Source organism: Streptomyces herbicida (assembly GCF_032656585.1).
GTDB classification, from domain to species: domain Bacteria; phylum Actinomycetota; class Actinomycetes; order Streptomycetales; family Streptomycetaceae; genus Streptomyces; species Streptomyces herbicida.
This window is the reverse complement of record NZ_JAUYWJ010000032.1, coordinates 20334-39008: the sequence shown is the minus strand read 5'-3', so window position 1 is coordinate 39008 and position 18675 is coordinate 20334. Positions and strand designations below refer to the sequence as shown.

The 18675-nt window shown below is 70.4% G+C and carries 18 protein-coding genes; 2 read left to right on the top strand and 16 right to left on the bottom strand.

Translation table 11 applies throughout. The annotated features are described in order from the left end of the window. Nucleotides 1-44 precede the first annotated feature (44 nt). Both Q8A52_RS43055 and rfbB read left to right on the top strand, forming a co-directional pair. Entirely contained in the window at nt 45-1112 is a 1068-nt protein-coding gene (locus tag Q8A52_RS43055) for a glucose-1-phosphate thymidylyltransferase (protein ID WP_316762685.1), read from the top strand. Further along, nucleotides 1109-2104: a dTDP-glucose 4,6-dehydratase gene (gene rfbB, locus Q8A52_RS43050; RefSeq protein ID WP_316762682.1), complete on the top strand. Its 996-nt coding sequence runs from the start codon at nt 1109-1111 to the stop codon at nt 2102-2104. The genes Q8A52_RS43055 and rfbB overlap by 4 nt, the downstream gene beginning before the upstream one ends. 206 nt (nt 2105-2310) lie before the next feature. Here the strand turns inward: rfbB and Q8A52_RS43045 are convergent, their stop codons facing one another. The 16 genes from Q8A52_RS43045 to Q8A52_RS42970 form a co-directional block, all read right to left on the bottom strand. Continuing rightward, nucleotides 2311-2616: a barstar family protein gene (locus Q8A52_RS43045; protein WP_316762679.1), complete on the bottom strand. Its 306-nt coding sequence runs from the start codon at nt 2614-2616 to the stop codon at nt 2311-2313. 59 nt (nt 2617-2675) lie between these two features. Beyond that, complete coding sequence (locus Q8A52_RS43040) at nt 2676-3212, bottom strand: hypothetical protein (RefSeq protein WP_316762676.1); 537 nt, start codon at nt 3210-3212, stop codon at nt 2676-2678. A 350-nt stretch (nt 3213-3562) separates the two neighbouring features. Then, nucleotides 3563-4762, bottom strand: a complete 1200-nt coding sequence (locus Q8A52_RS43035) for an acyltransferase family protein (protein WP_316762673.1) — start codon at nt 4760-4762, stop codon at nt 3563-3565. A gap of 311 nt (nt 4763-5073) precedes the next feature. After that, a complete protein-coding gene (locus tag Q8A52_RS43030) occupies nt 5074-5715 on the bottom strand; it encodes an NADPH-dependent F420 reductase (RefSeq protein ID WP_316762670.1) in 642 nt (213 codons plus the stop codon). Continuing rightward, the gene (locus Q8A52_RS43025) at nt 5712-6314 is read right to left on the bottom strand and encodes a dTDP-4-dehydrorhamnose 3,5-epimerase family protein (protein WP_316762666.1); all 603 of its coding nucleotides are present in this window, start codon (nt 6312-6314) and stop codon (nt 5712-5714) included. The genes Q8A52_RS43030 and Q8A52_RS43025 overlap by 4 nt, the downstream gene beginning before the upstream one ends. A 176-nt stretch (nt 6315-6490) precedes the next feature. Beyond that, the gene (locus tag Q8A52_RS43020) at nt 6491-7969 is read right to left on the bottom strand and encodes an MFS transporter (protein WP_316762663.1); all 1479 of its coding nucleotides are present in this window, start codon (nt 7967-7969) and stop codon (nt 6491-6493) included. A gap of 225 nt (nt 7970-8194) precedes the next feature. Then, nucleotides 8195-8662: an ester cyclase gene (locus Q8A52_RS43015; RefSeq protein ID WP_316762661.1), complete on the bottom strand. Its 468-nt coding sequence runs from the start codon at nt 8660-8662 to the stop codon at nt 8195-8197. A 132-nt stretch (nt 8663-8794) separates the two neighbouring features. Further along, a complete protein-coding gene (locus Q8A52_RS43010; protein WP_316762659.1) occupies nt 8795-9364 on the bottom strand; it encodes a cupin domain-containing protein in 570 nt (189 codons plus the stop codon). Nucleotides 9365-9391: 27 nt separating this feature from the next. Further along, complete coding sequence (locus tag Q8A52_RS43005; protein WP_316762656.1) at nt 9392-10915, bottom strand: MFS transporter; 1524 nt, start codon at nt 10913-10915, stop codon at nt 9392-9394. A gap of 82 nt (nt 10916-10997) precedes the next feature. Next, complete coding sequence (locus tag Q8A52_RS43000) at nt 10998-11918, bottom strand: TauD/TfdA family dioxygenase (RefSeq protein ID WP_316762654.1); 921 nt, start codon at nt 11916-11918, stop codon at nt 10998-11000. Then, nucleotides 11915-13540, bottom strand: a complete 1626-nt coding sequence (locus Q8A52_RS42995) for an AMP-binding protein (protein ID WP_316762650.1) — start codon at nt 13538-13540, stop codon at nt 11915-11917. The genes Q8A52_RS43000 and Q8A52_RS42995 overlap by 4 nt, the downstream gene beginning before the upstream one ends. Next, nucleotides 13530-14183 (bottom strand): thermostable hemolysin, encoded by a 654-nt coding sequence (locus Q8A52_RS42990; protein ID WP_316762649.1) that lies wholly within the window; start codon nt 14181-14183, stop codon nt 13530-13532. Before Q8A52_RS42990 ends, Q8A52_RS42995 begins: the two co-directional genes overlap by 11 nt. Before the next feature lie 72 nt (nt 14184-14255). Continuing rightward, a complete protein-coding gene (locus tag Q8A52_RS42985; RefSeq protein WP_316762647.1) occupies nt 14256-15443 on the bottom strand; it encodes an FAD-dependent oxidoreductase in 1188 nt (395 codons plus the stop codon). Nucleotides 15444-15480: 37 nt separating this feature from the next. Continuing rightward, nucleotides 15481-16473 (bottom strand): aldo/keto reductase, encoded by a 993-nt coding sequence (locus Q8A52_RS42980; RefSeq protein ID WP_316762644.1) that lies wholly within the window; start codon nt 16471-16473, stop codon nt 15481-15483. 163 nt (nt 16474-16636) lie between these two features. Further along, nucleotides 16637-17503, bottom strand: a complete 867-nt coding sequence (locus tag Q8A52_RS42975) for an ester cyclase (RefSeq protein WP_316762641.1) — start codon at nt 17501-17503, stop codon at nt 16637-16639. Nucleotides 17504-17564: 61 nt separating this feature from the next. Beyond that, nucleotides 17565-18674, bottom strand: a complete 1110-nt coding sequence (locus Q8A52_RS42970) for a 3-oxoacyl-ACP synthase III family protein (RefSeq protein ID WP_316762638.1) — start codon at nt 18672-18674, stop codon at nt 17565-17567. Between the last annotated feature and the right edge of the window lies 1 nt (nt 18675).

The following is an 18675-nucleotide window of genomic DNA, read 5'->3' as shown; positions in this document are numbered from 1 at the left end:
GATCCCCCACCCCCGCTCAAGTGCCCGCTCCTAGCCTCGAGGCCATGAAGGCTCTCGTACTCTCCGGCGGGGCCGGAACCCGCCTGCGCCCCCTCACCCACACATCGGCCAAGCAACTGGTGCCCGTGGCCAACAAACCCGTGCTGTTCTACGGTCTGGAGGCGATCGCGGACGCCGGTGTCACGGAGGTCGGGATCGTCGTCGGGGACACGGCCGACGAGATCAGGGAGGCCGTCGGCGACGGCTCCAAGTTCGGTGTCTCCGTCACCTACATCCCGCAGGAGGCGCCGCTGGGCCTGGCCCATGCCGTGCTGATCGCCCGGGAGTTCCTGGGCGAGGACGACTTCGTGATGTACCTCGGTGACAACTTCATCGTGGGCGGCATCTCCTCCCTGGTCGACGCCTTCCGCGCGGACCGTCCCGACGCCCAGATCCTGCTGACCCAGGTCTCCGACCCGCGGCAGTTCGGCGTGGCCGAACTCGGGGCCGACGGACGCGTGGTCAACCTGGAGGAGAAGCCCGAGTCGCCGAAGAGCGACCTGGCGCTGGTCGGCGTCTATCTCTTCACCCCGGCCGTGCACGAGGCCGTACGCGCGATCGAGCCGTCCTGGCGCGGCGAGCTGGAGATCACCCACGCGCTGCAGTGGCTGATCGACGACGGACGCGACGTCCGCTCGACGACGATCTCCGGGTACTGGAAGGACACCGGGAACGTCACCGACATGCTCGAGGTCAACCGGACGGTGCTGGAGCGTGCGGAGCCGCGCCTGGCCGGCAGCGTCGACGAGGCCAGCGAGATCATCGGGCGGGTGCAGATCGACGAGACCGCGACGGTGACGGCGTCTCGCATCGTCGGCCCGGCCGTGATCGGTCCGGGCACGGTGGTCACCTCCTCCTACATCGGCCCGTTCACCTCGATCGCCGGCGACTGCGAAATCACTGACAGCGAGATCGAGTTCTCGATCGTGCTCGACCACTCCTCGGTGCGCGGCGCCCGCCGTGTGGAGGCGTCGATCATCGGACGCAACGTGGAGGTGACGCCCGCTCCGCGGGTGCCCGCCGCGCACCGGCTCATCCTCGGCGACCACAGCAAGGTGCAGATATCGTCATGACGACCACCACACGCATCCTCGTCACCGGCGGCGCCGGCTTCATCGGCTCGCACTACGTCCGCACGCTTCTCGGCCCCGACGGGCCGGGCGACGTCTCCGTCACCGTGCTCGACAAGCTGACCTACGCCGGCAACCCGGCCAACCTCGACCCGGTCCGCGGCCACACCGGCTTCCGTTTCGTGCAGGGCGACATCTGCGACCGCGACCTGGTCGCCGAACTCGTCGCCGGGCACGACCAGATCGTGCACTTCGCGGCGGAGTCCCACGTGGACCGCTCCATCCTGGGAGCGGCCGAGTTCGTCCTCACCAATGTGCTGGGCACCCAGACCCTGCTGGACGCGGCCCTGCGCCGCCCCGGGGCCCCCGCCCGCTTCCTGCACGTGTCCACGGACGAGGTGTACGGCTCACTGGCGGAGGGCTCCTGGCCGGAGACGGACCCCCTCAAGCCCAACTCCCCCTACGCCGCGTCCAAGGCCTCCTCGGACCTGCTGGCGCTGTCGTACCACCGCACCTTCGGCCTGGACGTCCGGGTGACCCGCTGCTCCAACAACTACGGCCACCACCACTTCCCGGAGAAGGTCATCCCGCTGTTCGTCACCAACCTCCTCGACGGCTTGCGCGTGCCGCTGTACGGAGAGGGCCTGAACGTCCGCGACTGGCTGCACATCGACGACCACGTCCAGGGCCTGGAACTGGTCCGCACCGGCGGCCGCGCGGGCGAGGTCTACAACATCGGCGGCGGCACGGAGCTGAGCAACAAGGAACTCACCCAGCTCCTCCTGGACCTGGCCGGCGCCACCTGGGACAGCGTCGAACACGTCCCCGACCGCCTCGGCCACGACCTGCGCTACTCGGTGGACTGCACCAAGATCTCCACAGAACTGGGCTACCGCCCCCGCAAGGACTTCACCGAGGGCCTGGCGGAGACGTTCACGTGGTACCGCGAGAACCGGTCGTGGTGGGAGCCGCTGAAGGAGCGGGCGGCGCTGTGAACTGACCGGGCGGGTCCCGGTCCCGCATGCCGCCCCGGACCCTGCCCGGTCCGGGGCGGCCGCGCTTCAGGAGGACGGGGGTCCCCTGCGGGTTCCGTCCGAGACCTCGAGGTTCACGAACCCGCGGTCGTAGCGCCCGGGCAATTCAAGGAGAGCATCCATCTCACTCGTGTCGGCTGTGTTGGGAGCCCAGACCGCAGCCGTGATCAGGACGACTCGTGCACAACCAGTCGCGACTGCCGACCAGCGAACGCACTTCGCAGCGCCTGGGCCTCCCGGTTCCGCGAAGCGAAGACTCCCTGCTTGTCCACGTGGACGACCAGGACGTCGTAGCTGTCGATGACCTCAGAGATGCCTCGTGTCTGGATGGTGTCCCGCCAGGCTTCTGTATTCCGTCCGAACCACTCTGGCAGTCCGCAGGGCTCGGCGACAGCGTCCCAGAAGTCATCGAGCGTCTCCATCGACCGGCCCCGCAGGTCAATGACCAGCTCCGACTCCGTCTTCTTGGCCATCGCGGCAGAGTAACCGGCATCCGCCACACCGCGGCACACAGGTGGCGGCGTGCAGTCGGTCAGCCGTGCTGGGCGCTGCCCAACCGGTCGACCTGCTTCTCGACGAGGGCGAGAGGGAACTTCGCCTTCCCGCGCACGTTCAGCTTTTCGAAGTCGGCCGTGGTGTTGCCGACTCGGACGAAGACATGGTGCTCATCCCGCAGTCCACCTCCGTCCGGCAACTGCGAAAGCTGGTGAAAACTCAGGGCTTCGTCACCCACGTCGGGGGCCTTGTCCACGGTGATCCTGACACTGAACCTTCCGGTCCACCCAACCCCGGTGTAGGACCGGCAGGTCTTGAGTGAGTCCTGAAGTCGGCGAAACGCCCCCTGCGCCTTCGCGCCCTCGTACGAAGCGAGTGTGGAGCCGCCACCCCAGATGTCGTCCTTCCAGTTGAAGATCTGGGTCACGACAGCGGACGCGGTTTTGGCGTCGAGCACGTCGAGAGCCGTCTGGCACGAGGCGTCGGAAACCGGCGGGAAGGTTCGCTGCTCGCTCTTCGGAACAGGGTCCTGTATCGGCACGCTGTGAGCCCGAGGCACCTCATTGGCCTTCAAGGCGAGAGCCTTCAGCTGCTCAGCCGTCAGCGGGGGTCTAGAGGTTCTTGAAGGTCTTGCCGTCGTCTGAGACGCCGATGAGCGGTTCCCCTCTGCGGCCGAACAGCCGGACACGACGAGCGCCCCAGCAACTAGCACCGTATTTGCCGATATCCATCGCTTCGTCAACGCAGCCATGACTAACTCCCCTGGTCCATGTGCAAAGACAGGCAGACGCTAGCCGTAGTCGCCGGCGGACCTCGCATCCATATCCCATTTGATCTCGCCGCCGGGCGACCGCCTGACCTGTGGAACCGGTCGGCCAGGTGGCGCGTGAAGGTGCCAATCCATCCGGTCCCCGCGACGAACTGTCATCCCGTACGCGAGGGGAAGCCCGGCCCTCTCTTCGTCGACGGCCCGTCCGCATGAACACCGTCAAGATCCCAGCCCGCCGGCACCGGCGCCCTGCGCGTCCGATGGGAAAGCGTGGCCCGCATCGCCTTCCACGACCGGTTCCGTTTGAACGGCATCTCGAAGAGCTCCGCGAACAGCCACGCCCCCAGCACCGAGGCGGGCACGGCCAGGAGCAGGGTGAAGAAGAACGTCGGCAGGCCGGCGGAGACGAAGTGCGGGGCTACCTTTCGAATGACGAGCATGACGATCGGGAGATGGATGAGGTAGAGGCTGTAGGAGAAGTTGCCGAGACTGCGCACGGGACGCGTGGCGAGGAGCCGGGTGAGGAGGGCGGGCCTGCCGGTGGCCACCGCGGCCAGGAGCATCGTCATGGCGGGTACGACGGCGAGGTCCACCCAGAAGTAGTGGTCCACCGTCCAGATCGATCCCTTGACGACGACAAGCGCCAGGGCCGGCGCGGCGGTCAGCGCGGCGAGCCAGTGCCACGGCAGGCTCCGTACCCGCTCGGGCGCGGCGACGATTCCCGCGCCGACCAGGCCGGCGACGAACACCGGAGCGAGATCCGGGGTCAGCCGGTTCATGCCCTCCACCGGCGTTCCGTTCGCCGCCGCCAGGCCGTGCGCGACCACCAGGAGTGTCACGCCCGCGAGCAGGACCACCGCGCCCAGGCGGCGCCTGATGAGGAGGAGCAGCGGGAAGCAGAGGTAGAGCTCCGCCTCCACGCCTATCGACCAGAAGGCGCCGTTCGGCGTCGGGGCCGTGAACATGTCCTGGAGGACGAGGCCGTACACCAGGAGCGTCCTGCCGGTCGGCGGTCCGAAGTGCGAGGCGGGCACGACGAACCAGGCGACCGCCAGGCTGAGCGCGAGTGCCGCCCAGTACGGCGGCAGGATCCGCCAGGCCCGTCTGCGCAGGAACCGTGCGGTGCCGCCCAGCTGCCAGCCGCGGCGGGCCGGCGAGATGGCCAGGGAGAACCCGGACAGCACCAGGAAGAAGACGACGGCGAGACGCCCGTACATCAGCCAGCCGAGCCAGGAGGGACCCGAGTTCTGGGGGAAGCCCGGAAAGGTGAGCAGCCAGCAGTGGAACAGCAGCACGTACAGTGCGGCCAGGCCGCGGAGTCCGTCGAGGCCCTGCACATGGCTGCGATCGTGCACTTCGTCCGTCCCGTCCCCTGGCCGCGCCCGGACGGCCAGGTCGATGTCGGTGCTGACGGGATGGTTCGATTGTAGTGAGATCGTTCGGCCCTTTCTCTCGGCGCCGTGTGCACGGCACGTAGCCACCCCTTGCGGCGTTCCGGGTGATATGACGCCACCCACTGCGACTGATACGTCGCGGGCAGCTACGTCGTTCAACACACGACCGCGCCCCCGGCGCGGACCGGGGGCGCGGTGGGGCGGGCCGGGGGACTGAAGGGCACGCCCGGGGGCGCGGCGCCGGCAGGATGTGCCTCAGCCGCCGCGCGGGCTCAGCGGGCTATGCCGAGGCTGAAGGGGATCAGGCCGTAGCGGATGACGAAGGGGCCCAGGAACAGGATCAGCCACTCCTGGGTGCGGGCGCTGTAGAGGCCGCCCAGGTCGAGGATCCAGTCGTCCTTCCAGCCCAGGTCGCGCAGCAGGCCGACGACGGCCTCCTTGGCCCCGGGGTCGTCGCCGGAGACGCACGCGGTGGGCGGCATCGACAGGATGGAGGGGTTGGTCATCACCCGGCTGTCCATCGAGTTGAGGGCCTTGACCACCCGGGTCCGCGGCAGCGCCTTCTGGAGTTCCTCCGCCAGGCTGGACTCCGCGTAGACGGGCGCGGCGGGCAGTCCGTCGGGGCCGCGTACGTACGCGTTGGAGACGTCCACCAGGACGCGGTCGCGCAGCTGCGGCTCCAGGGGGCGCAGGAGGTCGAGGGACAGTTCGCCGGGGGTGGCGTTGAAGACGACCTCGGACGACTCGGCGGCCGACGCGTGCGTCTTCAGCCGTACGCCTGCCTGCGCCAGTTCCCCCTCCGGTGCGCGGTCCGGGTGGCTGGAGCCGATCAGCACCGTGTGGCCGGCGCGGGCGAGGCCCAGGGCCAGGCCGCTGCCGACGGTGCCCGAGCCGAGGACCGCGATGGCCGTCATGACAGCACCGGCGTCCGGTACGACGCCTTCGCCTCCTCGTACGTCGGCAGCAGACCGGCGGCGACGGCCTCGGCGAGGGTCGGTGCGGCGGCGTCCTTCTCCGAGCGGACGAACGGCTCGGAGGTGTCCCAGGGAATGCCGATCGCGGGGTCCAGGGCCTGGATGTCGACCATCGTGCCGTGCACGTACTCCTCGGAGCACAGGTAGTTCATGCAGGTGTCGTCGGTCAGCGCGAGGAAGGCGTGGCCGAGACCGTCGGCGAGGTAGACGCCGATGCCCGAACCGGCCTCCTGCAGCGTGGTGTCGAACATGCCGAAGGTGGGCGAGCCGACCCGCAGGTCGACCACCACGTCCAGGGCGGCCCCGCGCACGCAGGTCACGAGCTTGGCCTGGCCCGGCGGCAGGGTGGTGCCGTGGATGCCGCGCAGTGTGTTGCGGTGCGAGACCGAGTAGTTGACCTGCCGGACGGCGAACGTCTGGCCGCTGGCCTCGCTCAGCTCGCTCAGTCGCCACGCCTCGAAGAAGTGGCCGCGGTTGTCCGGGATGTGCGACGGCGTGATCCTGAAGGCGTCTTTGACCTTCATTTCTTCGATTGCCATGCTCCGCTTCCTCGGTTTCCTCGGTTCGTCTCTCGGCGTGTTCGGACAATCGGCATGTTCGGACAACGGGGTCGAGCTGGTCGAACGCCCGGGCGCGGCGCCGGACCCCCCGCGGGCGTGGTCGGGTTGCCGGGGCCCGGTGCCCCGGAGCGGGGAGCCGGCGCCGCGCCCGGGGGTCAGCGGGCCGGGGCGGGTGCGGACTTCTCGTCCGCGGTGGCCGGGGACGACTTCGCCACCGGCGCGGACTGGGTCGCGTCCTGGGCATGGCGGCCCGGCACGATCAGCATGAACAGGGTGCCGAGGCCCACCGCGGCGGCGCCCACCCACATCGCCGGGACCAGGCCGTCGACGAAGTTCTGCGGGGAGGCGAAGCCGCCGTTGGCGCTGAAGATGGAGGCCAGGAGGGCGACGCCGAGCGCCGCGCCGACCTCACGGGTGGCGGCCGTGACACCGGAGGCGATGCCCTGCTCGTGCTCGGCCACCGAGCCCATGGTGAGGTTCATCAGCGGGGCGTAGAACATGGCCATGCCCGCGCCGCAGATCATCAGGGCCGGCAGCTGCTTGACGTAGGAGACGTCCGGGTCCATGACGAGCGCCCAGTAGGCCATGCCGGCCGTCATCATGGCGAGGCCGACGGCGACCACCGGCTTGCCGCCGATCCGGTCGGAGACCATTCCGGCGATCGGCGCGACGACCATTGGCATCGCGGTCCAGGCGAGCAGCCGGACGCCCGCCTGCATCGCGGTGTAGCCCTGGATGAGCTGGAAGAACTGGGTCATCAGGAAGATGGCGCCGAACATGCCGACCGACATCAGCACACCGGCCAGGTTGATGCCGGTGAACGCGCGGCCGCGGAACAGCCGCATGGGGACCATGGGCTTGTCGGTGCGGTTCTCCCACAGCACGAACAGGCCCAGCACGGCGGCGCCGCCGACCAGCCCGGTGAGCACCATCGGCGAGGTCCAACCGTCCCCGTGACCCTTGATCAGGCCGAGGACGATGCCGAACAGGCCGACGCCGGACAGGACCGTGCCGACCGCGTCGAGGCGGGAGTCGGCGATGCTGCTCTCGGCGAGCTTGCGCCAGGACAGCGGAGCCAGGAGCAGACCGAGCGGCACGTTCAGCCAGAAGATCCACTGCCAGGACAGGTGCTCGACGACGACACCGCCGACCAGCGGACCCGCGGCGATCGACAGGCCGTTGATGGCGCCCCAGATACCGAGGGCCGAACCGCGCTTCTCGGGCGGGACGGCGACGGTCAGCAAGGTGACCGACAGCGGCATCACGATGGCCGCGCCCGCGCCCTGGACGGCCCGGGCGGCGATGAGTTCGCCGACCCCCGGCGCCAGCGCCGCCGCCGCGGAGGCACCCGTGAACAGCAGCAGACCGAGGCAGAAGACCTTGCGCCGGCCGAACCGGTCACCGAGTGCGGCACCGAACATCATCAGGACCGCGAAGGACAGCGTGTAGGCGTTGACCGTCCATTCCAGGTCCGCGAGGCTGCCGCCGAGCTTCTCCCGGATGGTGGGCAGCGCCGTGATGATCACTAGGTTGTCCAGGCCCGCCATGAAGGAGGCGAGGCCGGTGGTGAGGATGGCCCAGAAGACCAGCCCCTTCGTTCCTCCGCCCGTAGATGGGGGGTTGACGGTGCTCATTCGAGCATCCTTTCTGGAGGCGGTCAGTGCGAGATGCTCGTCGCGGAGACTTGTCCGACGTACGACAGCGCGGACCGGGCACACGGCCGGCCGGCGCGGACGACGCTACGGACGGGCACTCGACTTCCCCTTGAGTCTCGGTCGGCGACCGCTCGACCCCCTCGTGGTGCGCCGCGGGGCCCCGGGCCGTGGCCGGCCGGGGCCCCGCGATGCCGCGGCCCGGGATCAGGCGAGCTGGCGCTTGAAGGTGTCGATGTCGAAGTAGAGCGTCTCGTCGACCAGCACGTCACCGTCGAAGTGGAAGATGACCAGGATCGGCGCGTCGATGGACTTGCCGCGGTTGGGTATGTCCCGCCAGTCGGCTTCCTGCTTGCCGCGGGCCCAGGCCTCGAGGATGATCGCGGTGGGGGTGTGGTGCAGGTGGAGCACGTCGTGCTCCAGGTTCGGGAAAGCCGCCTGCATGCCGTCGAAGTAGCCCTTGCGGATGGCCTCGGGGCCGACGAAGGATTCCTCCTCGAAGGCCTGGATGCGGTAGACGGGGCCGCGCGGGAACGTGGCGAAGACGCCGTCGATGTCCCACTGGGTCTCGGCGATCGTGTGGGCGATGACCACCGCCTCGCGCCGGGCGCGCAGGTCGGCGTCGGGCGCGGGGAGATCCGCGCCCGGGAGAGTGAATCCGTTGTCGCTGGCCATGTTCCCGTTCCTCCACGCGTCGCGGTGAATCCGTTGGGGCCGACGCTAGGACGCACGCCTAGGCCGGCCCTCGCACGGAACTCGAAAACCGGCCGAGCGACCTGAACCGGCCGAGCGACCCGACTCAGGCCATCAGGCCGTCTGCGGCTGCCCGGCCCGCTCCTGCGGCGGACGGTAGGTCGGGCGGTAGCCCATGGCCACCGACAGCGGCGCCAGCGCGGTGCACAGCGCCATGTCGACCAGGAACGGCCGACCGGTGACGACGCGGTACTCGTCACGGAAACCGAGGGCGAGCAACGGCATCTGGAGCCTGGGGGTACCGTCGGGCTTGAGCCGACCCTCGTTGGTCAGGCCCCACAGGGTCTCGAAGACCTTCTCCGTCTTGTAGGCGGGCGTGGTGCGCCAGGTGATCCGGGCCCGCTCCGGGCCGGGGTTGTAGATGGAGTGCACGGCGCCCGGCGGGATGTAGAACTCGTCGCCGGGGCCGTACTCGTGCAGCTTGCCCTCGAGCAGCAGGTGCAGATGCCCGCGCTCCACCTGCATCCGCTCGGTCTGCCTGGGGTGGTAGTGCTGGGGCGGCTTGATGCTGGCCGGGGAGTACTCCACGGCCACCTCGACGTAGGCGCCGTTGGTCTCGGCCGCCGTTTTCAGGAAGGTGAGCCGGTCCTCGCCGAGCCGCAGGACGTCTCCGGGGCTTGCCATGGGGGTCTCCCTCGTAAGGGTGGGGGGTCAGGTGGTCTGTGCCCGGGCCGTGCTGGTGGCGCGACGCCGGCCGGGCAGACCGACGACGGCGTTGATCAGGTTGAGCACCGCGATACCGGCCGCGATCCAGAAGCCCAGATGCAGTCCGTCGAGCCAGGCGACGGCCGGGGCGGTGCCGCTGGTGAGTTCCGAAGTGGTGCGGGTCAGGGCGCTGGTGGCGACGGTGGCCACGCCCAGCGAGGCGCCGACCTGGAACGCGGCGACGAGCACGCCGGAGGCGATGCCCTGCTGTTCCTGCGGTACGTCGGACACGCCGGCGACGTTGACCGGGATGGTGCAGCACTGCATGGCCGCGCCGAGGATCAGCAGCGCGGGCAGCACCTGGGTGACGTAGTCGCCGTCGTGCGGGGCCTGGGTGAGCAGGAACAGGCCGGCGACGGAGCCGACGGCGCCCGCGATGTAGACGGGGCGGGGGCCGAACTTGTGCATCACCCGGGTGGCCGGGGCGGTGATCACGATGGCGATGATGCCGAGCGGCAGGAACGCGAAGCCCGACTTCAGGGTGGACCAGCCGAGGGTGCGCTGCAGGTAGTAGCTGCTCAGGAAGAGTACGGCTGCCTGCACACCGCTGGTCAGGATGCGGCCGATGGAGGACGCGACCAGGGAGCGGGTGGCGAACAGCCGCATCGGCATCAGCGGGTCGGCGACCCGCAGTTCGACGAGGACGAACGCGGTCAGCAGCACCACCGAGCCGGCGAACGGGCCCACCACGTACAGCCCCGAACGCCAGCCGTGGTCCTGGATGTTGACGATGGCGTAGACGAGGGCGGCCAGACCGCCGGTCACGCTGACCGCGCCGAACAGGTCGGGGCTGGAGCCGGGCGTGAGGTCCTCGCGGCGGCTGCCGAGCAGCAGCACTCCGGCGACCGCGACGACGCCGAAGGGGATGTTGATGTAGAAGATCCAGCGCCAGTCGAGGCTGTCGGTGATCACACCGCCGAGGACGACGCCGAGGGTGCCGCCGAGTCCGGCGAGCGCCGCCCAGACGGCGAGGGCGGTGGTGCGTTCGCGGCCCTTCGGGAAGGACGTGGTGACCAGGGACATGGCCGCGGGCGACAGGAAGGCCGCGCCGCAGCCCTGCAGGGCGCGGGCGGTGATCAGCACGGCGGTGCCGCCGGCCAGTCCGCACGCCAGGGAGGCGGCCGTGAACAGGACGGCGCCGACCAGGAAGGTGCGCCGCCTGCCCCAGCGGTCGGCGGTGCGCCCGCCGAGCAGCATCAGGCCGCCGAAGCAGAGGATGTAGCCGGTGAGGACCCACTCGGTGGCGGTGGCGCTCGCCTTCAGGTCGGACTGGATGGCGGGCAGGGCGAGGTTCACCACGGTGGTGTCGAGGAGCACCATGAACTGGGCTATCGCGACGAAGACGAGCAGGGTCCAGCGCCGTGGATCCGGCGGGGTGTGGTCCTCGGCCTCGACCACGGCGGTGTCGACCGGCTTGTCGGCGGGTGACGCGTGGTGTTCGGTGCCCATGGCTCCCTCTCGTGTGTCCATGGCTCCCCCTATCTGCTCGGTGAGTCCTCGGCGCCGGACGCGCGCCCGGCCGGGGCGCGTCCGGCGGCCCGGCCGGGCCCCGTCAGGCGGCGGGCACCGCGATGTAGCTGAGGGCGTTGTAGATGGTGCGGTCGGGGTCGGTGATGGCACGGCGGCCGTGCATGACCCGGGTGTTGTCGATGACGGCGACGTCACCGTGCTGCCAGTCGAGGTTCTCGGTCAGGGCGGCGGTGACGGCCTCGACCTCGGCGAGCAGCTCCGGGGAGAACTCGGTGCCGTCCGCGAAGGTGATCTTCGGCTTCTCGTAGTTGAAGGAGGGGCCGAGGATGCTGTTGGCGAAGGACGGGCGCGTGCCGAAGACGGTGGAGTCGGCGGCCGGGGTGGTGTACGAGTAGCGGATGCCGCCGTCGGCCTCGGGCACGATCTCGGTGCCCTTGAGCGTGCCGGTCAGGGCGAGCAGTTCGGAGATCTGGATCTCCTCTGCGGGCTTGGTGCGGCCCATCAGGTGGTGGGCCATGCCGCGCCACTGGGGCTCGGAGACGTACCGGCTGTAGACGATGTCCTGCGCGGAGAACGCCTCGCGCGCGGCCGGGGACAGGGCCTCCCAGACGCGGTAGCCGTCGCAGACGGTGGTCTGGGAGCCGGAGGAGGCGGCCTTCTCGCAGAAGAACCAGGCCAGGTGGGAGCGGAAGGGGCTGTTGCCGTTCTCGGTGTGCAGGCCCACCTCGTCGAAGCCGGCGTCGACCTTCTGCGCGACGTCGGAGTAGAAGTCGCGGGCGGGGTCGAGGGTGGTGGAGGTGGAGGTGTTCTGCACCAGCGCGGTGAACGACGTCATGTCGGTGTCGAAGCCGCGCAGCAGCAGGAAGCCCGCCTCCTTGAGCAGTTCGAGCAGCTTCGCGGAGTCGATGGCGTCCAGGGCGGTGCCCTCGGCGGGTTCCACCAGCAGGCCGCTGCCGGTGCCGTAGGTACTGGTCTTCAGGGCGGTGTTCGAGGCGGTGGTCATGCCTTCTCCTTGATACGGGTGTCACCGGCGGCCGCACCCAGGGCGCCGCCGAGCACATGGGCGCGGATGACGTCCCGACGCGGGCGGCCGGTGACGGTGAAGCAGCGGGCGTAGTCGGGGTCGTCCTCGGACATCAGGCGGATCACCGCGGCGCGCTCGATGTCGGAGAGCCGTTCCCGGCCGAACTCCTCGATCCGGCGGCGGGCGGTGTCGTGGTCGAGTCCCGCCTCGACGACGAACAGGCCGTGCACCGCCTCGAGTCCGTCGGCGACGATCGCCGCCTCGCGGACGAAGCCCAGTTCGCGGTAGCGGGCCTCGACCCACTCCGGCGAGACGTTGCGCCCGCCGGCGGTGATGACCAGGCTCTTCTTGCGGCCGGTGATGCGCAGATAGCCGTCCTCGTCGATCTCGGCGAGGTCGCCGGTGTGCAGCCAGCCGCGCTCGTCGACGACGACGCTGGAGGGGTCCTCGCGGGTGTAGCCGGCGAACAGCGAGCTGCTGCGGATGAACAGTTCGCCGTCCTCGGCCAGTTCCACCTCGACGTGGTCCAGGGGGCGGCCGACGGTGCCGAAGCGGACCTCGCCGGGGAAGTTCCAGGAGACCACCGAGGAGTTCTCGCTCAGCCCGTAGCCCTCGTGCACGGTGAGGCCGAAGTCGTGCAGGCGCTGGAGGATCTCGGCGGGCACCGGGGCGCCGCCGCAGGCGACGAAGACCGGGCCCTCGTGGCCGAAGATCCGCAGGTGCCGTTCGGTCACGTTCTCCTCGGGCCGCTGGTCGCACAGGGCGAGGAACAGCCCGGCCACGGTGGGCGGGATGACCAGGGCGGTGGGCCGGGCCCTGCGCAGCAGTTCGAGCATGCGGGGCGCGGCGTCGGCGGCGGTGCCGACCAGCGCGGTGCCGGGCGGCATGAAGGTGACCGAACCGCCCGCGAGGAAGGGCATGTAGAGCCCGGCGACCTGCTCGATGAGCAGGCTCAGCGGGACGATCGACAGATAGCGCTCGAACAGGGCGGTGCCGGTGCGGGCGCGCAGCGAGGTCAGCAGGGCGTCCAGGCCGTGCCGGCGGATCTGCACGCCCTTGGGGGCGGAGGTGGTGCCGGAGGTGTGGATGACCTTGACGATCGCGTCCTCGGCGGGCACCGGCCACTTCGGTGCGGTGGCGGGCGCGGCGGCGCGCAGGGCGGGCAGGTCGACCTCGGTCACCGGGCAGCCCTCGGGCAGCACCCCGCCCTCGCGGTCCTTGGACCAGCGTTCGAGGGCGCGCGCGCCACCGGCGTCGACGAAGCACAGGTCGGCCGTCTCGAAGAGGGAGGCGGCCTGCTCGGCGGCGAAGGCGGTGGGGACCGGGATCTCCACGGCGGAGGAGAACAGCAGGGCGAGGTCGGCGGCGACCCAGTCGGGCGAGTTCTCGGCGAGCAGCCCGACGCGGGCGGGGCGGCCGTGCTCCTGCTCCCACTCGCTCAGCCGGGCGGCGAGGACGAGGGCCGCGCCGATGAGGTCGCGGTAGCTGAAGTCGGTGGCCGGGCCGCCGTCGGCGGACAGCACGCGCACCATGACGTCGTCGCTGTCGGCCCGCGCGAGCAGTCCGGCGGCAAGGCTCACGGTCTCGGTGTCAGGCTGCACGGGTCAGCACCTTTTGCTCGGGGCGGTTGCCGACGAACCGCATGTCGACCGATTCGAAGCAGTAGCGGCCGATCGCGGCGAGCAGCAGGTTGCTCTGTGCGGCCGCCTCGGCCCAGCCGACGACCGGCCGGGTGTCGTAGTAGGACCCCCACTGGGCCGCCTCCTCGGGTGTGAGGCGGTCGCGGGAGGCGTCGACGAGCGGATGGAAGACCACGCCGAGGTGCTGCATCAGCATGGCCAGCCGGCCGGTCATGGTCATCACCGCGTACGGGCGGCCGAGGCAGGCCATGACCAGGGGCAGGGCCTTGATGATCTCGCCGCCGGCGCTGGCGCGGACGGAGGCGATGTTGCCGATCTGCAGGATCTGCTCACGTGCTACCTCAGAGCCCAGTTCGTCGGCGATGATCTGCTCGACGGGGCCGTCCAGGTAGCGCTCCAGCAGGATGCCCTCCTGCTCGGGGAAGGACAGTCCCGCGCAGGCGAGGGCGGACTCCGAGTCGTCCTCTGCGGTCTCGAAGTAGGCGAGGAACGCGTCCGGGTTGGGCCGGATGCGGGCGTCGTACTGTGCGGCGAACACGTCCTGGACGAGGTCGGCGGCGACCTGCCAGTCCGGGGTGTCGCGCATGGACAGCGTGATTCGCATGGGTGCACCCCCTCTTACGGGGTCGGGTGGGACAAGTAGTCGGATGTGAGATCTGCTGGGTGGCCGCAGTGGTCACCGGCCGAGGACGGCGGGGCGTGGTGCCGTCACCGGCCGCGCCCGTACCGCGAGTTCGGCGGCCATGAGGCCGCTGTTGATGGAGGTCTCGGCGAGGATGCCCGGGGCGGCGACGCTGTCGCCGATCAGGTACACGCCGTCGCCGCGGTCGATGGCGGGACGGTCCCGCCAGGTGTGTCCGGGGTAGTCGACGGCTCCGGTACGGCCACGGGAGACGCCCTCGCGGCGCCACAGCATGCGGTCGCGCCAGCCCGGGGTGGTCAGGTCGAACAGTCCCTCCAGCCGCTCGATGGCCTGGGCCTTGTTCTCACCGGGCCGAAGCGGCATCGCGCCCTGGAAGAGCGCCTCGCCCTCGGGGGCGAGGGAGGGGTCGTGGTCGGAGTACTGGGAGGTGAAGCCGCCCTCGTCCATGTCGAAGGAGACGTTGCCGTCCTTCTTGGAGTGGGTGACGGCCATGTCCACCAGGGCGGAGGTGCCGCTCGGCCAGTCGAGCGTGCTGTCGCCGAGCAGGCCGCGGGCGGCGGCCAGCGAGGTCGCCACGATCACCGGGCCCTTGTCGGTGGGCAGTTCGGTGATGCGGGAGTTGGTCTCGATGATCACGCCGTGCCGGCGGGCGACCCGCGCCATGCGCTCGACGACCGTGCCCCAGCCGCCGATGAAGTACCGGCTGGGCAGCGGGAACTTCGGTGTTCCCACGCGCAGCAGCCGCTCCCAGACGAACGCCGCGGACAAGGTGCCCGGGTCGCCGTGGAAGACGATCGGGCCGAGGAAGCCGAGGGCCTCGTTGACCGTCTGCTGCGGGAAGATCTTCGATGCCCAGTCCTGGAAGGACTGGTCGACGGGGACCGGCCGGTCGCGGTTGAGCAGGGTCATGCGCATGTAGCCGGGCGGCAGCGTCATCCGCAGCCGGCCCTGGTGGCGAAAGCGCATCCGGGTCCACTCGTGGAAGGACAGGCGCACATAGCGGCCGGCCACACCGCGCGAGATGAGCCACTGCCAGGCCTCGCCGTTGTCCATGATGGTGTGCGGGCCGTCGTTGGTGATGTACGGCCCCTCGGCCGAGCGTGCGCGGCCGCCGAGGTGGGAGTGCGCCTCGTGGACGGTGACCCGGGCGCCCTGCTCGGCGGCGGCGATGGCCGCTGTCAGGCCGGCCATCCCGCCGCCGATGATCGTTATGTTCACCATGGTTGCTCCTCAGTCACCTTCGCTTCCGCGGCCCGCGTCAGCGGTTGAGCGTGGCCATGGAGTTGGCGGGGTAGCGGTCCCCGACGGTGCTGCCGTACGGGGCGATCTCGTCCAGTGCCGCGAGGTCGGCCGCGGTCAGGCGGACGTCCGAGGCGGCGACGTTCTCCTCGAGGTAGGCGACGCGCTTGGTGCCCGGAATGGCGATGACCTCCTGGCCCTGGGCGAGCACCCAGGCGAGGGCTAGCTGTCCGGTGGTGACGCCCTTGTCCGCGGCCAGGGCGTCCAGGCGCTCGACCACGGTGAGGTTGGCCGCGAGGTTCTCCTCCTGGAAGCGGGGGACGATGCGGCGGAAGTCGTGGGCGGCCAGCGTGTCGAGGCTGCGGATGCGGCCGGTCAGCAGGCCACGCCCGAGCGGGCTGTAGCCGACGAAGCCGATGCCCAGCTCGCGGACCGTCTCCAGCACGCCGTTGACCTCGACGTCGCGCGTGGACAGCGAGTACTCGGTCTGTACGGCGCTGAGCGGGTGCACGGCGTGGGCCCGGCGGATGGTGGCCGCGGAGGCCTCGGAGATGCCGATGTGGCGCACCTTGCCGGCGGCCACCAGCTCGGCGAGGGCGCCGATGCTCTCCTCGATGGGCACCTCGGGGTCGACCCGGTGCAGGTAGTACAGGTCGAGCCGGTCGGTGCCCAGACGGCGCAGGGTGCCCTCGACGGTGGCCCGGATGTACTCGGGGCGGCCGTTGATCTGTCCGGTGATGGTGCCCTCGGGGGAGACCTCGTTGCCGACCTTGGAGGAGACGACGACGTCGTCGCGCCGGCCGGCGATGATCCGGCCGACGAACTCCTCGTTGGTGTGCGGGCCGTAGAAGTCGGCGGTGTCCAGCAGGGTCACGCCGAGTTCGAGTGCCCGGTGGGCGGTGCGCAGGGCCTCGGCGTCGTCGGCCGGGCCGTAGGCGAAGGTCATGCCCATGCATCCGAGGCCCTGCTCGGAGACCACGAGCCCCTGGCTGCCGAGCTTACGTTGCCGCATGAATCGGTTCCTTCCTGAGCCGTGCGGGCCTCGGAGGGCTGGCGGTTCGGGTCTTACTCCCCCGGGCACTTACCATTGATATAAATCCTAGCATTGACATAATCCGGGAAGCCAGCAGCCCGGCCCCGCAATGCCCGTACGCAGCGGCCGGCTTGACGGACGATCAGCGGGCGACGAGCTCGCTGGTGACGGAGGACCACTGGTGACCCTGCTCGGCGGCGCCGCCCTCGGCCAGTGCGGCCCACGGGTCGCTGCCGAACACCTCGGTGGCCGCCTCGCGCAGCCAGACGTCGAACCCGTCCGCGGAGTCGCGCAGCTTGCGTCCCGACAGGGCCGGGTCACGGGACTCCACCTGGAGCACCACCACGTCCTGGCCGCCCACGTTCTGCACGGCGAAGGACTCCTGGACGATGCCGACCCGCCGCCGGGAGGCCTCGTAGGCCAGCCGACGCGACCCGCCGAGCTCCGCCTGGACCTCGGCCCAGCGCTCGGTCTTGCCGGGCAGCAGCGGCACCAGGACCGAGCCGGGCCGGGCGCTCCTGCGGGCCTCGGCCCGCGCGCCGCCGCGCGCCGAGGGGGCGAGCCGGCGCATGCCGAGCACCTCCAGCATGTTGCCCTCCACGCCGATGCCCCAGCGCTCCGCGATCAGCCCGTTGTCCAGCAGACGCCACACCACGACGCCCTTGAACTCGATGTACTGACCGGTGGGCGCCATGCCGAGGAACTCGCCCTTGTGGGTGCCGCGCCAGGTGTTGTGGATGACCACGTAGTTGGCGTTGGCGCTCATGTCCTCGATGGTCACGTGCAGGTCGGGGAAGCCCTCCCGCAGACCGGCGATGGTGTACTTGACGCCGTCCAGGTCCTCGGTGGCGCCCGGCAGCGGCTGGTGGTCGATCATGTCGGGGCTGTAGATCTTGTCGACGATGGAGAAGTCGCCCTTGTTGACGAAGACGTCGAAGACCGAGCGGATCGTCTTCTTGTTGCGCTCCTCCACGCTCTCACCGGTCTGCACCGTCTGCTGTGTCGACACGTTCCGTCCTTAATGGTCGAAGTTTCACGGGATGTGACGGTCTACGGGATGCGACGGGCCGTCACTTCCCGGGGAACGGCGCTTCCCAGGTGAGGGTGAGCCCCGCGTACAGGTAGCGGCTGGCCTCGATGGCGAGCAGCAGCACTTTGTGACCGGGGCGGATACGGCCCTCGGTCCAGCCCGCGTCCAGCGCCAGCGGCACCGCGGCGGAGCCGGTGGCGCCCACGTCGGTCAGGTTCTCCACGATGTTCTTGGAGAGGGTCGCCTGGTCCTCCTCGGACAGTCCGGCGGTGCCGTACTCGCTGGCGAAGTACTCGGCGTTGCCCTCGGGCAGCACGCACGCGTCGATGTCCGCGAGGGCGAGCCCGGAGCGCTCCAGCATGTCGTGGATGCCGCGCACGAAGACCCGGGGGCCGAACGTGGCGGTGCCGGGGATGTCGAGCTTGATGTCCATCAGCCGCTTGCGGCGCTGCTGTTCGGCCAGCGGGACGTCGGTGCCGCCGCCGACGATGAGCATGCCGGGCTTACGCCTGCCGCCCATGGAGGCGGTGGCGAAGACCTGCTTGCTGCCCTCGTGGGCGGAGCCCTCCTCCCCGGCGCGCAGAACCACGGCGCCTGCGCCGTCGCCGAAGGTGTAGACGGTGAGCCGGTCGCGCATCCGCACGCGGTGCGGGTCGAGGCCCAGGAAGACGGGGGCGAGCAGCGGGGAGACCGCCTCCACGCCGATCACCAGCGCGGTCCTGTAGGTGCCGTCGGCGAGCTGGCGGCGCGCGATGTCCAGGGCCTGGACGGCGCCCACGCAGCCGGCCCGGACCTCGATCACCGCGACGCTCTCCAGGCCCAGCTGCTCCTGGACGTAGGTGCCGGCGACGGGCAGCAGATAGTCGGGGCTGGCCGTGGACACCACGATCAGATCGATCTCGTCGGCCTCGACACCGGCCCGCTCCAGGGCCTGGCGGGCGGCCGCGGTGGCCATCTGCGAGGTGCTGATGCGGTGTTCACCGGTGTCGGGGTCCACCATCCAGTGCCGGCGCTGGACCTGGATGCCCTCCAGGACGTCGTCGGGCAGCGGCCCGGTCACCCGGGCCAGGGCGTCGTTGTCGAGCGGCTCGCCCGGCAGATAGGCGCCGGTGGCGAGGATCGACACATGGCGGTCGGTGCTGGAGGACATG

Excerpts from the sequence above, each read along its gene's own strand:
- Q8A52_RS43055 (WP_316762685.1), top strand. The coding sequence starts at position 45 with ATGAAGGCTCTCGTACTCTCCGGCGGGGCCGGAACCCGCCTGCGCCCC.
- rfbB (WP_316762682.1), top strand. The coding sequence starts at position 1,109 with ATGACGACCACCACACGCATCCTCGTCACCGGCGGCGCCGGCTTCATC.
- Q8A52_RS43045 (WP_316762679.1), bottom strand. The coding sequence starts at position 2,616 with ATGGCCAAGAAGACGGAGTCGGAGCTGGTCATTGACCTGCGGGGCCGG.
- Q8A52_RS43030 (WP_316762670.1), bottom strand. The coding sequence starts at position 5,715 with ATGACGGCCATCGCGGTCCTCGGCTCGGGCACCGTCGGCAGCGGCCTG.
- Q8A52_RS43025 (WP_316762666.1), bottom strand. The coding sequence starts at position 6,314 with ATGGCAATCGAAGAAATGAAGGTCAAAGACGCCTTCAGGATCACGCCG.
- Q8A52_RS43020 (WP_316762663.1), bottom strand. The coding sequence starts at position 7,969 with ATGAGCACCGTCAACCCCCCATCTACGGGCGGAGGAACGAAGGGGCTG.
- Q8A52_RS43015 (WP_316762661.1), bottom strand. The coding sequence starts at position 8,662 with ATGGCCAGCGACAACGGATTCACTCTCCCGGGCGCGGATCTCCCCGCG.
- Q8A52_RS43010 (WP_316762659.1), bottom strand. The coding sequence starts at position 9,364 with ATGGCAAGCCCCGGAGACGTCCTGCGGCTCGGCGAGGACCGGCTCACC.
- Q8A52_RS43005 (WP_316762656.1), bottom strand. The coding sequence starts at position 10,915 with ATGGACACACGAGAGGGAGCCATGGGCACCGAACACCACGCGTCACCC.
- Q8A52_RS43000 (WP_316762654.1), bottom strand. The coding sequence starts at position 11,918 with ATGACCACCGCCTCGAACACCGCCCTGAAGACCAGTACCTACGGCACC.
- Q8A52_RS42990 (WP_316762649.1), bottom strand. The coding sequence starts at position 14,183 with ATGCGAATCACGCTGTCCATGCGCGACACCCCGGACTGGCAGGTCGCC.
- Q8A52_RS42985 (WP_316762647.1), bottom strand. The coding sequence starts at position 15,443 with ATGGTGAACATAACGATCATCGGCGGCGGGATGGCCGGCCTGACAGCG.
- Q8A52_RS42980 (WP_316762644.1), bottom strand. The coding sequence starts at position 16,473 with ATGCGGCAACGTAAGCTCGGCAGCCAGGGGCTCGTGGTCTCCGAGCAG.
- Q8A52_RS42970 (WP_316762638.1), bottom strand. The coding sequence starts at position 18,674 with ATGTCCTCCAGCACCGACCGCCATGTGTCGATCCTCGCCACCGGCGCC.